We start from the raw sequence: 15,503 nt of genomic DNA, 5'->3' as shown, positions 1-15,503 counted from the left end.
AATCCAATGGCTGGACCCCAGCGCCGCGGTGGCGGTGCCGGTGGCGGCGAGCGGCGGGACCGGAAGGGCCGTGACGGCGGCGCTGCTGCCGCCGAGAAGACCGCGTACGTTGAGCGCGTCGTCGCGATCAACCGCGTCGCCAAGGTTGTGAAGGGTGGTCGTCGCTTCAGCTTCACCGCGCTGGTCGTGGTGGGCGACGGTGACGGCACCGTGGGTGTCGGTTACGGCAAGGCCAAGGAGGTGCCGGCCGCCATCGCCAAGGGCGTTGAGGAGGCCAAGAAGCACTTCTTCAAGGTCCCCCGTATCCAGGGCACCATCCCGCACCCGATCCAGGGTGAGAAGGCTGCCGGCGTCGTGCTGCTCAAGCCCGCGTCCCCCGGTACCGGTGTTATCGCCGGTGGCCCGGTGCGTGCCGTGCTCGAGTGCGCCGGTATCCACGACGTGCTGTCGAAGTCGCTCGGCTCCGACAACGCGATCAACATCGTGCACGCGACCGTGGCGGCCCTGAAGGGTCTGCAGCGTCCCGAGGAGATCGCGGCCCGCCGTGGTCTGCCCCTGGAGGACGTCGCTCCCGCGGCTCTGCTCCGTGCGCGTGCCGGGGCGGGTGTGTGATCATGGCGCAGCTGAAGATCACGCAGGTCAAGTCCTACATCGGCAGCAAGCAGAACCACCGTGACACCCTGCGCTCCCTTGGCCTCAAGGGCATCAACACGCAGGTCGTCAAGGAGGACCGCCCCGAGTTCCGCGGCATGGTGCACACCGTCCGCCACCTCGTGACGGTCGAGGAGGTCGACTGATCATGGCGGAGCAGAACCCGCTGAAGATCCACAACCTCCGTCCCGCCCCCGGCGCCAAGACCGCCAAGACCCGTGTCGGTCGTGGTGAGGCGTCGAAGGGTAAGACGGCCGGTCGTGGTACGAAGGGCACCAAGGCCCGCTACCAGGTTCCGGAGCGCTTCGAGGGCGGCCAGATGCCGCTGCACATGCGCCTCCCGAAGCTGAAGGGCTTCAAGAACCCGTTCAAGACCGAGTACCAGGTCGTGAACCTCGACAAGCTGGCCGCGCTCTACCCCGAGGGTGGCGAGGTCACGGTCGAGGGTCTGGTGGCCAAGGGTGCCGTTCGCAAGAACAGCCTCGTCAAGGTCCTCGGCCAGGGCGAGATCTCCGTGGCGCTGCAGGTGACGGTCGACGCCGTCTCCGGCTCCGCCAAGGAGAAGATCGCCGCTGCCGGCGGTACGGTCACCGAGCTGGTCTGAGTCCCTCAGGTCCCTCGATGACGTGAACGATCCCGACCGGGGATACCCCACATATGGGGTATCCCCGGTCGGTCGTTCCTAGGAAAGTGCTGTCGCCGGTAAGGTGGCCAGCACTGCCCACTTTCATTGGGTGCTCCCCATGGGGCACCCTGAGCGGCAGTTGACCGTTAGTAATTCGTCTGTATCCGTCGAACCTCAAGACCGTCACCCTTGACGCAGTTGCGCGGGGGTCGCAGGAGGCACCGTGCTCACCGCGTTCGCCCGGGCGTTCAAGACGCCCGACCTGCGCAAGAAGCTGCTCTTCACGCTGGGCATCATCGTGGTCTACCGCGTCGGTACCCACATCCCGATCCCCGGCGTCAACTACAAGGCCGTCCAGCAGTGTGTGAGCGAGGCAGGGGCCAACCAGGGCCTGTTCGGCCTCGTGAACATGTTCAGTGGTGGCGCGCTGCTCCAGATCACGGTCTTCGCGCTCGGCATCATGCCGTACATCACGGCCAGCATCATCCTTCAGCTGCTGACCGTGGTCATCCCGCGCCTGGAGGCCCTGAAGAAGGAGGGCCAGGCCGGCACGGCGAAGATCACGCAGTACACCCGGTACCTGACCGTGGCGCTCGCCATCCTCCAGGGCACCGGCCTCGTCGCCACCGCCCGCAGCGGCGCGCTCTTCAACGGCTGCTCCGTCGCGTCGAGCATCGTGCCGGACCAGGCGATCTTCGCCACGATCACGATGGTCGTCTGCATGACCGCCGGCACCTGTGTCGTGATGTGGCTCGGTGAGCTGATCACCGACCGCGGCATCGGCAACGGCATGTCGATCCTGATGTTCATCTCGATCGCCGCGACCTTCCCGTCCGCGCTGTGGGCCATCAAGAAGCAGGGCACCCTGGCAGGCGGCTGGATCGAGTTCGGCACCGTGATCCTGGTCGGTCTGGTCATGGTCGCGCTGGTCGTCTTCGTCGAGCAGGCCCAGCGCCGCATCCCGGTGCAGTACGCCAAGCGCATGATCGGCCGCCGGTCCTACGGTGGTACATCCACGTACATCCCGCTCAAGGTGAACCAGGCGGGTGTGATCCCGGTCATCTTCGCCTCCTCGCTGCTCTACATCCCGGCGCTCGTAGCGCAGTTCGCGGGGGGCAACTCGGGCTGGAAGCAGTGGATCCAGACCAACCTGACCAAGGGCGACCACCCGATTTACATCACTCTGTACTTCTTGCTCATCGTTTTCTTCGCGTTCTTCTACGTGGCGATCTCCTTCAACCCCGAGGAAGTCGCCGACAACATGAAGAAGTATGGTGGCTTCATCCCGGGCATCCGGGCTGGCCGACCGACCGCTGAGTACCTCAGCTATGTGCTCAACCGGATCACCTGGCCGGGTTCGCTGTATCTGGGTCTGATCGCTCTCGTACCGACAATGGCGTTGGTCGGCTTCGGGGCAAGCCAGAACTTCCCCTTCGGCGGGACCAGCATCCTGATCATCGTGGGTGTCGGCCTCGAGACGGTGAAGCAGATCGAGAGCCAGCTCCAGCAGCGCAATTACGAAGGGTTCCTCCGCTGATGCGTATCGTCCTCGTCGGGCCGCCGGGTGCCGGTAAGGGAACGCAAGCCGTCCGCCTCGCCGCGGAGCTGAAGATTCCGCACATCTCCACGGGCGACCTGTTCCGGGCCAACATCAGCCAGCAGACGGAGCTGGGCAAGCTCGCGAAGTCGTACATGGACCGCGGTGAGCTGGTGCCGGACTCGGTGACCATCGACATGGCCAAGGACCGCATGGAGCAGCAGGACGCCGAGGGCGGCTTCCTGCTCGACGGCTTCCCGCGCAACGTGGACCAGGCCGAGGCGCTGGACGGGCTGCTGAAGGACGAGGGCATCAAGCTGGACGCCGTCCTGGACCTGGAGGTCCCGGAGGACGAGGTCGTCAAGCGCATCGCCGGCCGCCGCATCTGCCGCAACGACTCCTCGCACGTCTTCCACGTGACGTACAGCCCGCCGAAGAAGGAGGGCGTGTGCGACGTCTGCGGCGGTGAGCTGTACCAGCGCGACGACGACTCCGAGGAGACCGTGCGCACGCGGCTGGAGGTCTACCACACGCAGACCGAGCCGATCATCGACTACTACAAGACGCAGGGCCTGGTCGTGACGATCTCGTCGCTGGGCCCCGTGGAAGAGATCACGCAGCGGGCGCTGGACGTCCTGGGGCGCGAGAAGGACGACCAGTAGTCCGACGGCCCGTTCCGGCCGCGTCGCCCTCTCGGGGCGCCGCGGCCGTAGTGTTGTACAGATAACCGAGTCGACGTGAGTGACGGAGAGCGCAGGCTTCCCATGGTGCAGATCAAGACGCCCGAGCAGATCGCCAAGATGCGTGCGGCGGGCCTGGTCGTCGCCGCCATCCACGCGGCCACCCGCGAGGCCGCGGTGCCCGGCGCCTCCACCAAGGACCTGGACGAGGTCGCCCGCAAGGTGCTGGCCGAGCACGGCGCGAAGTCGAACTTCCTCGGCTACGGCGGCTTCCCTGCGACCATCTGCACCTCCGTGAACGACGTGGTCGTCCACGGCATCCCCTCCGAGGACGTCGTCCTGAAGGACGGCGACATCATCTCCATCGACTGCGGCGCGATCGTCGACGGCTGGCACGGCGACGCGGCCTACACGGCGTTCGTGGGCTCCGGTCACGCTCCCGAGCTGGTCGAGCTGTCCCGGGTGACCGAAGAGTCGATGTGGGCCGGCATCGCGGCCATGAAGCAGGGCAGCCGCCTGGTGGACATCTCCCGGGCGATCGAGACGTACATCCGTCGGCAGCCGAAGCCGGGCGGCGGCAAGTACGGGATCATCGAGGACTACGGCGGCCACGGCATCGGCACCGAGATGCACATGGACCCGCACCTGCTGAACTACGTCGACCGCCGGCGCGGCAAGGGGCCCAAGCTGGTGCCCGGCTTCTGCCTCGCGATCGAGCCGATGGTCTCCCTCGGCACCCCGCGCACGGAGGTCCTGTCGGACGACTGGACGGTCATCACGACGGACGGCACGTGGTCGTCCCACTGGGAGCACTCGGTCGCCCTGACGGCACAGGGCCCGCTGGTCCTGACCGCGCCCGACGGGGGCAGGGCCAAGCTGGCCGAGTACGGCATCCAGGCCGCTCCCGACCCGCTCGGCTGAGAAACGCACCCGCTCGCTTAACGATCTCCCTCGTAGGGCAGACTTCCTCGATTCGCCTTTCCTGGTGCGCCGACGTAGACTGACTCGTCGGCTCTTGTGCACCCTCATGCCTGCGTGCGTGCGCGTGCGGCGGAGCCGATCAAGGTAGTCGATTCGAAGGGCGAAGCGTGGCCAAGAAGCAAGGTGCCATCGAGATCGAGGGCACTGTCGTCGAGTCTCTGCCGAACGCCATGTTCAAGGTCGAGCTCCAGAACGGCCACCAGGTCCTGGCACACATCAGCGGCAAGATGCGCATGCACTACATCCGCATCCTCCCTGACGACCGGGTCGTGGTGGAGCTGTCTCCGTACGACCTGACGCGTGGCCGGATCGTCTACCGGTACAAGTAGATCTTGCCCAAGCCCCGCGGTGACGCGGGGGTGCCGGCAACTGACCCGGAGAACCTCACCCAATGAAGGTCAAGCCGAGCGTCAAGAAGATCTGCGACAAGTGCAGGGTGATCCGCCGTCACGGCCGGGTCATGGTCATCTGCGAGAACCCGCGCCACAAGCAGCGCCAGGGCTGACGCACGACCATCCCCCTCTGCACCGCTATCGCAGAGTTTCGCGCGACGCGAGCTGAATATGTTCATACGCAGGACCCGAGCCAGCCAGCTCGACACCCCCGGTTCGGAGGCCGGGGACCCGGTTCGTACCTCGTACGGCGGCCGGGAGCCGGTCCTGCGGAAGACCTCCGAAAGATCACCAGGAGCCATTGAATGGCACGCGTTTCCGGTGTTGACATCCCGCGCGAAAAGCGCGTGGAGGTCGCCCTCACCTACGTGTTCGGCATCGGCCGGACCCTCTCGAAGGAGACGCTGGCTGCGACCGGCGTCGACCCGAACACCCGCGTTCGTGACCTGACCGAAGAGCAGCTGGTCGCGATCCGCGAGTACGTCGACAACAACATCAAGACCGAGGGTGACCTCCGTCGCGAGATCCAGGCCGACATCCGCCGCAAGGTCGAGATCGGCTGCTACCAGGGTCTGCGTCACCGTCGCGGTCTGCCCGTCCGCGGTCAGCGCACCAGCACCAACGCCCGTACCCGCAAGGGCCCGCGTCGCGCCATCGCCGGCAAGAAGAAGCCGGGCAAGAAGTAGTCCGCAGCGGACCTCTGTCCACGGTCTTCGCTGTAGGACCGACCACCTCCCGTAGGAGTTAGTAGATGCCCCCCAAGGGTCGTCAGGGCGCTGCCAAGAAGGTGCGCCGCAAGGAAAAGAAGAACGTCGCTCACGGCCACGCGCACATCAAGAGCACGTTCAACAACACGATCGTCTCCATCACGGACCCGTCCGGCAACGTGATCTCCTGGGCCTCCGCCGGCCACGTCGGCTTCAAGGGCTCCCGGAAGTCCACGCCGTTCGCCGCGCAGATGGCCGCCGAGTCGGCCGCCCGCCGCGCCCAGGAGCACGGCATGCGCAAGGTCGACGTGTTCGTCAAGGGCCCGGGCTCCGGTCGTGAGACCGCGATCCGCTCCCTGCAGGCCACGGGCCTCGAGGTCGGCTCCATCCAGGACGTCACCCCGACCCCGCACAACGGCTGCCGTCCGCCGAAGCGCCGCCGCGTCTGACGCACGGCCTTCGTCTGGCTCAGGGTCCGGGCGGTACGGCTCCGTAAGGGCCGTGCCGCCCGTACCCTTGCAGTACCCGCACTTCTCACGGGTGCGGTTTCCGTCGGACGTCAAATAGCGGGCGTCCACGAGAGAAGGATCTGATCAACAGATGCTGATCGCTCAGCGACCCTCGTTGACCGAAGAGGTCGTCGACGAGTTCCGCTCCCGGTTCGTGATCGAGCCGCTGGAGCCGGGCTTCGGCTACACCCTCGGCAACTCCCTCCGCCGCACGCTCCTGTCCTCGATCCCCGGCGCTGCGGTCACCAGCATCCGGATCGACGGCGTCCTGCACGAGTTCACCACCGTGCCGGGCGTCAAGGAGGACGTCACCGACCTGATCCTCAACATCAAGCAGCTGGTCGTCTCCTCGGAGCACGACGAGCCGGTCGTGATGTACCTGCGCAAGCAGGGCCCGGGTCTGGTCACCGCCGCCGACATCGCGCCCCCGGCCGGTGTCGAGGTGCACAACCCCGACCTCGTCCTCGCCACGCTCAACGGCAAGGGCAAGCTGGAGATGGAGCTGACCGTCGAGCGCGGTCGCGGCTACGTCTCCGCCGTGCAGAACAAGCAGGTGGGCCAGGAGATCGGCCGTATCCCGGTCGACTCCATCTACTCGCCGGTGCTGAAGGTCACGTACAAGGTCGAGGCCACGCGTGTCGAGCAGCGCACCGACTTCGACAAGCTGATCGTCGACGTCGAGACCAAGCAGGCGATGCGTCCCCGTGACGCCATGGCCTCCGCCGGCAAGACCCTGGTCGAGCTGTTCGGTCTCGCCCGCGAGCTGAACATCGACGCCGAGGGCATCGACATGGGCCCGTCCCCCACGGACGCCGCCCTGGCCGCCGACCTGGCGCTGCCGATCGAGGAGCTGGAGCTGACGGTCCGCTCCTACAACTGCCTCAAGCGTGAGGGCATCCACTCCGTGGGTGAGCTGGTCGCGCGCTCCGAGGCCGACCTGCTGGACATCCGCAACTTCGGTGCGAAGTCCATCGACGAGGTCAAGGCGAAGCTGGCCGGCATGGGCCTGGCCCTGAAGGACAGCCCGCCCGGATTCGACCCGACCGCCGCCGCCGACGCCTTCGGCGCGGACGACGACGCGGACGCGGGTTTCGTGGAGACCGAGCAGTACTGATCTCCACCACCTCCGGGGTTCGCGTCAGCGGACCCCGGATCTCCGACGGGCAACCGCCCGCTCGGATACTGACCCCGGTACCTGACACGGCCGGGGCAGACACACAGGAGAAGAACCATGCCGAAGCCCACCAAGGGTGCCCGTCTGGGCGGCAGCGCCGCGCACGAGAAGCTGCTCCTCGCGAACCTCGCGAAGAGCCTCTTCGAGCACGGCCGTATCACCACCACCGAGGCGAAGGCCCGCCGCCTGCGGCCGTACGCCGAGCGTCTGATCACCAAGGCGAAGAAGGGCGACCTTCACAACCGCCGTCAGGTGCTCCAGGTCATCACGGACAAGGGCGTCGTCCACACGCTCTTCACCGAGATCGGCCCGCGGTACGAGAACCGTCCGGGTGGCTACACCCGCATCACCAAGATCGGTAACCGCCGTGGCGACAACGCGCCCATGGCCGTCATCGAGCTGGTCGAGGCGCTGACGGTGCAGCAGAAGGCCGTCGGTGAGGCCGAGGCCGCCACCAAGCGTGCGGTCAAGGAGGCCGAGGAGGCCACGGTCGAGGAGACCAAGGTCGAGGAGACCGAGGCCGCCGAGGCCGGTGCCGAGGAGTCCAAGGACGCCTGAGGCTCCGCCTGACGCCGGGAGCGGGTTCGCCCTTCGGGGCGGACCCGCTTTCGCGTACCTGAGAGGATGCCCACGTGAGTGACGAAGTACAGCCCGGGCACGTCCGCGTCCGTCTCGACCTGTCCTACGACGGCACCGGCTTCCACGGGTGGGCCAAGCAGGCCGGTGGCAAGCGGACCGTGCAGGGGGAGATCGAGGACGCGCTGCGGACCGTCACCCGGTCCCGGGAGACCTACGACCTGACCGTGGCCGGGCGGACCGACGCCGGGGTGCACGCGCGCGGCCAGGTGGCCCATGTCGATCTGCCCCGGGAGGTCTGGGCGGAGCAGAGCGGGAAGCTGCTCAAGCGCCTCGCCGGGCGGCTGCCCAAGGACGTACGGGTATGGGCGCTCCGGGAGGCACCCCGCGGCTTCGACGCCCGGTTCTCGGCCGTCTGGCGGCGCTACGCCTACCGGGTGACGGACAATCCCGGGGGAGTGGACCCCCTGCTGCGGGGCCATGTCCTGTGGCACGACTGGCCGCTCGACGTGGACGCCATGAACGAGGCGGCGCGGCACCTGCTCGGCGAGCACGACTTCGCCGCCTACTGCAAGAAGCGGGAGGGGGCGACGACCATCCGCACCCTGCAGGAGCTGAGCCTCGTGCGCGGGTCCGACGGGATCATCACCGCGACCGTGCGCGCCGACGCCTTCTGCCACAACATGGTGCGCTCGCTGATCGGCGCGCTGCTGTTCGTCGGGGACGGGCACCGCGGACCGCAGTGGCCCGGGAAGGTGCTGGCCGCGGGGGTGCGGGACTCCGCCGTCCATGTCGTACGGCCGCACGGGCTGACGCTGGAGGAGGTCGGCTACCCGGCCGACGAGCTGCTGGCGGCGCGCAACAAGGAGGCGCGGAACAAGCGCTCGCTCCCCGGTGCGTCGGGATGCGAAACCTGTTAGGCCGTCCACGCCGAAGGCCGTACGCGCCGGGCACCGGGCCGTCGAGATCCCGATCCGGTGCGCCGAGCGCGCCGAGGGCTCCACGATGATCCCGCGTACCCGGCTGGAGTCGGCGGTGTGCCGTGCCGGACCGCCCGGCTAGCCGTTCGAGGCGGCCGATGCCTGGGCCTGGCCGCGGCGGTAGATCTGGTTGAAGGTGAACTGCTGCAGGTCGTTGCCGGTGTCGAAGACCTTCGAGTCCTTGCTGGTGACGTTCTTGCCGTCGGTGAAGCCGACCGTCGTGAAGTAGGCGTAGCGGCCGACGGAGTTCGCGGTGGTCAGGCAGACCGCGGAGTCGCAGAAGTTCCCCACGCCCTTGCCGGGCAGGGAGCGCACCATGGCGTTCTTGGCGGCCTGCTTCTTGGCCTGGGTGGCCGCGTCCTGGGTGTCGAACAGGGCGACGCCGACGGTGACCGCGATGCCGTCCCTGGTGTAGGTCGCGCGGATCAGGCGGGTGCAGCCGTTCGCGCTGAGGATCTGCGGCAGCTTGCCGCCGGCGGCGGAGGCGCAGGTGGTGGTGTCGGCCGTGGCGCCCTTCTTGTACACGCGGTTGCCCATGGTCAGCTGGGTGCCCGGGAAGAGGGTGTCGGCGCTGAGCGGGGCCTTGTCCTTCTTGGCGCTGGATATGAACTCCTTCGGGTCCAGCGGCGGCGGGGCGCTGGTGGGGGCGAAGGAGGGCGCGGCCGAGCCGCTCCGCGAGGCGCTGACGGGCAGGTTCGTCGGGTTGCCCGAGGCGCTGTTCTTGCTGTTCGCGGACACCACGGCCATGGCCACGGCGGTGCCGACGGCGATCGTGGCGAGCGCGCCGCCGCCGACGAACAGCAGCTTGCGGCGCTTGTTGCGGGTCTCGGAGGCCTCGGCGAGCGCGGCCCAGTCCGGGGTCCCGTCGTCACCGCCGCTGCTCCAGGGCTGCTGGGAATGCGGTTTCCAGGGATCCCACTGAGACTGGGGTCCCCCCTGCCCGTAACTCATGGGGCGCATCTTAGACGGGGCGCCGGGGGCCCAGGAGCGCGTCGGGCGGCATGTGGTGTTTGTCCGCCGGAGGGCCGGGGAAGAGGGTCGTTTTGACCCTGCCGGGGGCCTGCGGGTAACCTGCTTCTTCGTTGTGTATTGGCTTGCTCATTCTCACGGGACGGGCCCTTACACCGGTCCACCGGGCCGATGACCAGCGACCAGCACGCGGTTTGCGTCACCGCGGTGCGGTCAAGGCTGTCGTGATCGTTTCGGTGACCTGTTCAGGACCATTCACTCGAAGCGAAGGCTACGAACCGTGCGTACGTACAGCCCCAAGCCCGGCGATGTGACGCGCCAGTGGCACGTCATCGACGCTCAGGACGTCGTCCTGGGCCGTCTCGCCACCACCGCAGCGACCCTCCTCCGGGGCAAGCACAAGCCGATCTACGCGCCGCACGTCGACGCTGGTGACTTCGTCATCATCATCAACGCCGACAAGGTGCACCTCTCCGGCAACAAGCGGACCCAGAAGATGGCCTACCGCCACTCCGGCTACCCGGGTGGTCTGCGCTCCGTCCGTTACGACGAGCTGCTCGACAAGAACCCCGAGAAGGCCATCGAGAAGGCCGTCAAGGGCATGCTCCCGAAGAACTCCCTGGGCCGTCAGATGCTCTCGAAGCTGAAGGTCTACAAGGGTGACCAGCACCCGCACGCTGCCCAGCAGCCGGTGCCGTTCGAGATCACCCAGGTCGCGCAGTAAGTCCGGCCACCCCCTAAGACTGAAGAGAATCTGAGGAGAATCGTGGCCGAGACCACTGCCGAGCAGCCGCTCGAAGAGCTTGACATCGACAGCTACACCACCGAGTCCGAGGTGCCGCTGGAGGGTGAGTACACCTCCGAGTCCCTCGCCTCGCGCTTCGGTGAGCCCCAGCCGGCCGCCGGCCTGGGCCGCCGGAAGAACGCCATCGCCCGTGTCCGGATCGTCCCGGGCACCGGCAAGTGGAAGATCAACGGCCGCACCCTCGAGGACTACTTCCCGAACAAGGTGCACCAGCAGGAAGTCAACGAGCCCTTCAAGGTGCTTGAGCTGGAAGGCCGTTACGACGTCATCGCCCGCATCGCGGGTGGCGGTGTCTCGGGTCAGGCCGGTGCGCTCCGTCTCGGTGTCGCCCGCGCGCTGAACGAGGCGGACGTCGACAACAACCGCGGCCCGCTGAAGAAGGCCGGCTTCCTCAAGCGCGACGACCGTGCGGTCGAGCGCAAGAAGGCCGGTCTGAAGAAGGCCCGCAAGGCCCCGCAGTACAGCAAGCGCTAAACAGCAGCTGCCTGCTCGTACTCCGAACGCCCCGGCGGCACGCCACATGTGCCGTCGGGGCGTTCGTTTACCCCAGCCAAGGGCGTATAACGACACAAGACGCTCAGCCGCTAGGCGGCTTGTGTGATCGGAAGTTTCCTCAGGAGGACAAGTGGGACGACTCTTCGGCACGGACGGCGTGCGCGGTGTCGCCAACGCGGATCTGACCGCGGAGATGGCGCTCGGCCTCTCCGTCGCCGCGGCGCACGTGCTGGCAGAGGCGGGCACTTTCGAGGGCCACAAGCCGACGGCGGTGGTCGGCCGGGACCCGCGCGCGTCCGGGGAGTTCCTGGAGGCGGCCGTGGTCGCCGGTCTCGCGAGCGCCGGCGTCGACGTACGGTGCGTGGGAGTGCTGCCGACCCCCGCCGTCGCGCACCTGACGGGCGCGCTCGGCGCCGACCTGGGCGTGATGCTCTCCGCCAGCCACAACGCCATGCCGGACAACGGCATCAAGTTCTTCGCCCGCGGCGGCCACAAGCTCGCCGACGAGCTGGAGGACCGGATCGAGGCGGTGTACGAGTCGCACCGGCACGGCGAGCCGTGGCAGCGGCCGACGGGCGCGGGCGTGGGGCGCGTGCGCGCCTACGAGGAGGGCGCCGAGAGCTACGTCGAGCATCTGCTGGCGGCGCTGCCCAACCGGCTCGACGGACTGAGGATCGTCCTGGACGAAGCGCACGGCGCGGCCTCGGGGGTCTCGCCGGAGGCGTTCTCCCGGGCGGGCGCGCAGGTCGTCACGATCGGTGCCGCGCCGGACGGCCTCAACATCAACGACGGGTGCGGCTCCACGCATCTGGACCAGCTGAAGGCCGCGGTCGTCGAGCACGGCGCGGACCTCGGCATCGCGCACGACGGCGACGCCGACCGCTGCCTGGCCGTGGACCACACCGGCGAGGAGGTCGACGGCGACCAGATCCTCGCCGTGCTGGCGCTGGCCCTGCGGGAGCGCTCCGCGCTGCGGGCCGACACCGTGGTGGCGACCGTGATGTCCAACCTCGGGTTCAAGCTGGCGATGGAGCGGGCCGGGATCCGGCTCGTGCAGACGGCCGTGGGCGACCGGTACGTGCTGGAGGAGATGAAGGAGCACGGGTACGCCCTCGGTGGCGAGCAGTCCGGGCACGTGATCATCCTCGACCACGCGACGACCGGTGACGGCACGCTGACCGGGCTGCTGCTGGCCGCGCGGGTGGCGCAGACCGGCCGTTCGCTGCGGGAGCTGGCGTCGGTGATGGAGCGGCTGCCGCAGATCCTCATCAACGTGCCCGATGTGGACAAGGCGCGGGTGCGCACGTCGGCCGACCTCGCCGCCGCCGTCGCCGAGGCGGAGCGGGAACTCGGGGAGACCGGGCGGGTGCTGCTGCGCCCGTCGGGTACCGAGCCGTTGGTCCGGGTGATGGTGGAAGCGGCGGACATCGAGCAGGCGCGGACGGTTGCCGGGCGGCTGGCCGATGCCGTGAAGTCGGCGTTGGGGTAGTTCGCCGGTTCGGGCCGGGGGTGCGGGGCTGTGCGGGGGCACGGCCCCGCACCCTTGGGCACGTTGTCGTTGCCGCTTCCAGAAGTACTTCTGGGCCACCAGCGTGAGCGTTCCCGCCAGGACGACGCCCAGCAGGTTCAACAGGAGTTGGGCCGTGGAACCCCAGGCCTGGCAGGCTCGGTGTAGGTGAAGGCGACCGCCGCGTTCGCCGCCGCCGGGACCGTCGTCACCGAGATGGCCACGCCGACCAGGGCGCCGGACTTGGCGGAGGTCAGGGAGAGCGTGCCCGCGACGCCGGCCAGGACGGCGACGACGAAGGAGAACGCGTCCGGGCGGTAGATGAAGTTGGTGTTCGAGCGCTCCGCCTCCAGCCGGACCTTCGTGAACAGCTCCAGTGCGTCCATGAGGTAGGTGAAGCCCACCGTCGCCGTCATCGCCACCGCGAAGCCCACCAGCAGCGCGGTCAGTGAGCGCGGCGCGAGGCGGGGGTGCCGCTGGACGAGGGCCGTGCACAGGCCCGCCAGCGGGCCGAACTCCGGGCCCACCGCCATCGCGCCGACGATCAGGATCGCGTTGTCCAGGACCACACCGCAGGCCGCGATCATCGTGGCGAGGGCGATGAACGCGAGGTAGGTGACCGACAGGGCCGACTCCTCGTGCGTGGCCTCGGTCAGGCCCTCCCACAGCACCGCGTCGGCGCCCTCGCCCGGCGCCTCCCCCTCGGCCTTGTCGGCGCGCCGGGACAGGGACAGGTCGATGTTCGCCACCGCGATGGAGCCGGTGTCGTCCAGGCCCGACCGCCGCAGCCCGCTGATGAGTTCGTCCCCCGCTTCGCGTGCCGCGTCGCACAGCACCACGTCTCCGGCGGGATTGCGGGCGGCGGCCGGCAGGACCACGAGATGGGCCGTGCCGACCGTGCTCTCGATCAGCCGGACCACCTCGTCGGTGCGGTCCGCCGGGGTGATCAGGCGCAGATGCAGCATGCGCCCGTCCAACCCGACCGGTTACAGCTTGCGCAGCCGCAGGCGCTGCACCTTGTGGTCGGGGCCCTTGCGCACCACCAGGGTGGCCCGGCCGCGGGTGGGGGCGATGTTCTCGACCAGGTTGGGCTTGTTGATCGTGCGCCACAGGGTGCGGGCGTAGTCGAGGGCCTCCTCCTCGGAGACCTGGGTGTACGTGCGGAAGTACGAGTTGGGGTTCTGGAACGCCGTCTGGCGCAGCTTCTTGAAGCGGTTGAGGTACCAGCGCTCGATGTCCTCGGCGCTCGCGTCGACGTAGACGCTGAAGTCGAAGTAGTCCGCGAGGCCGACCCGGGTGCGGCCGTCCTTGCCGGGCAGGGCGGGCTGGAGCACGTTGAGGCCCTCGACGATGAGGATGTCGGGGCGGCGCACGGTGAGCCGCTGGTCGGGGACGATGTCGTAGATGAGGTGGGAGTAGACGGGGGCGGTCACCTCGTCCTTGCCGGCCTTGATGTCGGCGACGAAGCGGGTGAGGGCGCGGCGGTCGTAGGACTCGGGGAATCCTTTCCGCGACATCAGGCCGCGGGCCTCCAGCTCCCGGGTGGGCAGCAGGAAGCCGTCCGTCGTGACCAGCTCGACGCGCGGGTGTTCCGGCCAGCGGGAGAGCAGGGCCTGCAGCAGGCGGGCGACCGTGGACTTGCCCACGGCCACCGAGCCGGCGACGCCTATGACGAACGGGGTGCCGGACTGGGAGCCCTGCTCGCCGAGGAAGGTGTTCAGGGCACCGCGCAGGCCGTCCGTGGCGCCCACGTAGAGGTTGAGGAGCCGGGAGAGCGGGAGGTAGACGTCGCGCACCTCGTCGAGGTCGATGACATCGCCCAGACCGCGCAGCTTCTCCACCTCCTCGGCGGTGAGCGGCAGCGGCGTCTTCTCGCGCAGCGCGCTCCACTCGGCGCGGGTGAGGTCGACGTAGGGAGTCGCCTCCGGCCTGTGCCGGTGGGCGCTCCTGGGGGAGACCGGAGAGATCACAGTCCATTGTTAACGGAGTTTGAACAGGCGGGAGGGTGGGCTCCGTCACGCGCGGCCGGCGGCCACTAAAATTCGAGGTGGGTCCGCTTTCCGGACTGCTGCCGCCGCTCGGCGGCGGCGAAGTGTGGGGCACGCATGGCGGACACGGGCCGGCGGGGCAGGCGCGCGCCACGGGTCTGGTCGCGCTGACGGCGGTGACAGGGCCCTGCTCGCCCTGCTGGTCGCGGTTGGTCGCGGTCGCCTTCGGGGTGCTGTTCTGGTCGATCCACGGCATGCGGCAGGCGAGCCTCGCCGAGCGGCATTCCGTGGCCGCGGAGAACCAGGCGAGGCTGGTCGACAACCTCGTCCTCGACATCGAGACGTACCAGCGCGGCTACGTCATCTCCCGGCGGGGCGCGTTCCTCGGCCCCTGGAAGACGGCTCAGATGACGTCACCCTGTTGCTCGCCCGGACCCGCGTGTTCTCGTCCGACCAGGTCGTCACCTGGGACGTCCGGCGCCGACCCGGAGCACCTCCCCCGGGTCCGGGCCCTGACCACCGGGCAACTGGACGCCTGGCGGCTGGAGGAGTCGTCCTTCGTCACCGAGCTGGTCGTCAGCGAGCTGGTGCCCAACGCCATCCGTTGTTACGGCGCCCCGCCGATCCGGCTGCGGCTCATCCGTACCAGGGCGAACGGCGACTCCGCCGAGGGCGCGCTCATCCGCGAGGTCTCCGACGGCAGCAACACCGCGCCGCACCTGCGCCGGGCCCGGATCTTCGACGAGGGCGGACGCGGGCTGCTCCTGGTCGCCCAGCTGTCCGACCGGTGGGGCACCCGGCACCGCGCGGCCGGCAAGACCATCTGGTGCGAGCAGCTGATCAAAGACAGCTGAAAATTTCCGAATTCGGGCAGACGGGAGCGGGTTGGGGCGGTGATCGGGCGGCGGCCGGGCCGTAGGCTGCCGC

18 protein-coding genes and 2 pseudogenes are annotated in these 15,503 nt (G+C 68.7%); 17 read left to right on the top strand and 3 right to left on the bottom strand.

Annotated elements, in window-relative coordinates:
• The first annotated feature begins 6 nt into the window (after positions 1–6).
• The 13 genes from rpsE to truA all read left to right on the top strand — a co-directional run bounded on the left by rpsE (position 7) and on the right by truA (position 8,752).
• Positions 7–612, top strand: coding sequence for a 30S ribosomal protein S5 (rpsE, locus tag ACZ60X_RS29630; RefSeq protein ID WP_030860989.1), 606 nt, complete (start codon positions 7–9; stop codon positions 610–612).
• A gap of 2 nt (positions 613–614) precedes the next feature.
• Positions 615–797 (top strand): 50S ribosomal protein L30, encoded by a 183-nt coding sequence (gene rpmD / locus ACZ60X_RS29625; RefSeq protein WP_003974250.1) that lies wholly within the window; start codon positions 615–617, stop codon positions 795–797.
• A gap of 2 nt (positions 798–799) precedes the next feature.
• Positions 800–1,255 (top strand): 50S ribosomal protein L15, encoded by a 456-nt coding sequence (gene rplO, locus ACZ60X_RS29620; protein ID WP_366015822.1) that lies wholly within the window; start codon positions 800–802, stop codon positions 1,253–1,255.
• Between the two features lie 244 nt (positions 1,256–1,499).
• Entirely contained in the window at positions 1,500–2,813 is a 1,314-nt protein-coding gene (secY, locus tag ACZ60X_RS29615) for a preprotein translocase subunit SecY (RefSeq protein ID WP_469604818.1), read from the top strand.
• Positions 2,813–3,475 carry an adenylate kinase gene (locus tag ACZ60X_RS29610; protein WP_469604815.1) on the top strand — a complete coding sequence of 221 codons (663 nt, stop codon included), beginning with the start codon at positions 2,813–2,815 and terminating at the stop codon, positions 3,473–3,475. The genes secY and ACZ60X_RS29610 overlap by 1 nt, the downstream gene beginning before the upstream one ends.
• A 102-nt stretch (positions 3,476–3,577) precedes the next feature.
• Positions 3,578–4,414: a type I methionyl aminopeptidase gene (gene map / locus ACZ60X_RS29605; protein WP_469604929.1), complete on the top strand. Its 837-nt coding sequence runs from the start codon at positions 3,578–3,580 to the stop codon at positions 4,412–4,414.
• Positions 4,415–4,581: 167 nt separating this feature from the next.
• Positions 4,582–4,803 carry a translation initiation factor IF-1 gene (gene infA / locus ACZ60X_RS29600; protein WP_003948620.1) on the top strand — a complete coding sequence of 74 codons (222 nt, stop codon included), beginning with the start codon at positions 4,582–4,584 and terminating at the stop codon, positions 4,801–4,803.
• A 62-nt stretch (positions 4,804–4,865) separates the two neighbouring features.
• On the top strand, positions 4,866–4,979 hold the full coding sequence (gene rpmJ / locus ACZ60X_RS29595; protein ID WP_003998809.1) for a 50S ribosomal protein L36: 114 nt from the start codon (positions 4,866–4,868) through the stop codon (positions 4,977–4,979).
• A 192-nt stretch (positions 4,980–5,171) separates the two neighbouring features.
• Entirely contained in the window at positions 5,172–5,552 is a 381-nt protein-coding gene (gene rpsM, locus ACZ60X_RS29590) for a 30S ribosomal protein S13 (RefSeq protein WP_023547369.1), read from the top strand.
• Positions 5,553–5,617: 65 nt separating this feature from the next.
• Complete coding sequence (gene rpsK, locus ACZ60X_RS29585; RefSeq protein WP_003956432.1) at positions 5,618–6,022, top strand: 30S ribosomal protein S11; 405 nt, start codon at positions 5,618–5,620, stop codon at positions 6,020–6,022.
• Between the two features lie 151 nt (positions 6,023–6,173).
• Positions 6,174–7,196 carry a DNA-directed RNA polymerase subunit alpha gene (locus tag ACZ60X_RS29580; protein ID WP_003966937.1) on the top strand — a complete coding sequence of 341 codons (1,023 nt, stop codon included), beginning with the start codon at positions 6,174–6,176 and terminating at the stop codon, positions 7,194–7,196.
• 117 nt (positions 7,197–7,313) lie between these two features.
• A complete protein-coding gene (gene rplQ, locus ACZ60X_RS29575; protein ID WP_469604811.1) occupies positions 7,314–7,814 on the top strand; it encodes a 50S ribosomal protein L17 in 501 nt (166 codons plus the stop codon).
• Between the two features lie 74 nt (positions 7,815–7,888).
• The gene (gene truA / locus ACZ60X_RS29570; protein WP_469604808.1) at positions 7,889–8,752 is read left to right on the top strand and encodes a tRNA pseudouridine(38-40) synthase TruA; all 864 of its coding nucleotides are present in this window, start codon (positions 7,889–7,891) and stop codon (positions 8,750–8,752) included.
• Positions 8,753–8,890: 138 nt separating this feature from the next.
• Here truA and ACZ60X_RS29565 read toward each other — a convergent pair whose 3' ends face one another.
• Complete coding sequence (locus ACZ60X_RS29565; protein ID WP_469604805.1) at positions 8,891–9,763, bottom strand: hypothetical protein; 873 nt, start codon at positions 9,761–9,763, stop codon at positions 8,891–8,893.
• Between the two features lie 298 nt (positions 9,764–10,061).
• Between ACZ60X_RS29565 and rplM the strand changes: the two genes are divergently transcribed.
• The 3 genes from rplM to glmM all read left to right on the top strand — a co-directional run bounded on the left by rplM (position 10,062) and on the right by glmM (position 12,570).
• Positions 10,062–10,505, top strand: coding sequence for a 50S ribosomal protein L13 (gene rplM, locus ACZ60X_RS29560; RefSeq protein WP_014674395.1), 444 nt, complete (start codon positions 10,062–10,064; stop codon positions 10,503–10,505).
• A gap of 42 nt (positions 10,506–10,547) precedes the next feature.
• Positions 10,548–11,060, top strand: coding sequence for a 30S ribosomal protein S9 (gene rpsI, locus ACZ60X_RS29555; protein WP_067055812.1), 513 nt, complete (start codon positions 10,548–10,550; stop codon positions 11,058–11,060).
• Between the two features lie 151 nt (positions 11,061–11,211).
• Entirely contained in the window at positions 11,212–12,570 is a 1,359-nt protein-coding gene (glmM, locus tag ACZ60X_RS29550) for a phosphoglucosamine mutase (protein WP_469604800.1), read from the top strand.
• Between the two features lie 60 nt (positions 12,571–12,630).
• Here glmM and ACZ60X_RS29545 read toward each other — a convergent pair.
• Positions 12,631–13,553, bottom strand: a pseudogene (locus ACZ60X_RS29545) (DUF389 domain-containing protein); the annotation flags it as partial.
• 21 nt (positions 13,554–13,574) lie between these two features.
• Complete coding sequence (gene coaA, locus ACZ60X_RS29540; RefSeq protein WP_469604797.1) at positions 13,575–14,558, bottom strand: type I pantothenate kinase; 984 nt, start codon at positions 14,556–14,558, stop codon at positions 13,575–13,577.
• Between the two features lie 412 nt (positions 14,559–14,970).
• Between coaA and ACZ60X_RS29535 the strand changes: the two are divergent.
• Positions 14,971–15,430, top strand: a pseudogene (locus tag ACZ60X_RS29535) (ATP-binding protein); the annotation flags it as partial.
• Between the last annotated feature and the right edge of the window lie 73 nt (positions 15,431–15,503).

This window comes from Streptomyces sp. NPDC104106 (genome assembly GCF_055584345.1).
Note: the sequence above shows the minus strand (reverse complement) of the source record. Positions and strands in the feature narration are given on the sequence as shown.

Bases quoted from the DNA above. Each gene is read 5' to 3' on its own strand.
- map (WP_469604929.1), top strand. From the start codon at position 3,578: ATGGTGCAGATCAAGACGCCCGAGCAGATCGCCAAGATGCGTGCGGCG.
- rpmD (WP_003974250.1), top strand. From the start codon at position 615: ATGGCGCAGCTGAAGATCACGCAGGTCAAGTCCTACATCGGCAGCAAG.
- rpmJ (WP_003998809.1), top strand. From the start codon at position 4,866: ATGAAGGTCAAGCCGAGCGTCAAGAAGATCTGCGACAAGTGCAGGGTG.
- rpsE (WP_030860989.1), top strand. From the start codon at position 7: ATGGCTGGACCCCAGCGCCGCGGTGGCGGTGCCGGTGGCGGCGAGCGG.
- rplO (WP_366015822.1), top strand. From the start codon at position 800: ATGGCGGAGCAGAACCCGCTGAAGATCCACAACCTCCGTCCCGCCCCC.
- ACZ60X_RS29580 (WP_003966937.1), top strand. From the start codon at position 6,174: ATGCTGATCGCTCAGCGACCCTCGTTGACCGAAGAGGTCGTCGACGAG.
- rplQ (WP_469604811.1), top strand. From the start codon at position 7,314: ATGCCGAAGCCCACCAAGGGTGCCCGTCTGGGCGGCAGCGCCGCGCAC.
- ACZ60X_RS29610 (WP_469604815.1), top strand. From the start codon at position 2,813: ATGCGTATCGTCCTCGTCGGGCCGCCGGGTGCCGGTAAGGGAACGCAA.
- ACZ60X_RS29565 (WP_469604805.1), bottom strand. From the start codon at position 9,763: ATGAGTTACGGGCAGGGGGGACCCCAGTCTCAGTGGGATCCCTGGAAA.
- rpsK (WP_003956432.1), top strand. From the start codon at position 5,618: ATGCCCCCCAAGGGTCGTCAGGGCGCTGCCAAGAAGGTGCGCCGCAAG.
- rpsM (WP_023547369.1), top strand. From the start codon at position 5,172: ATGGCACGCGTTTCCGGTGTTGACATCCCGCGCGAAAAGCGCGTGGAG.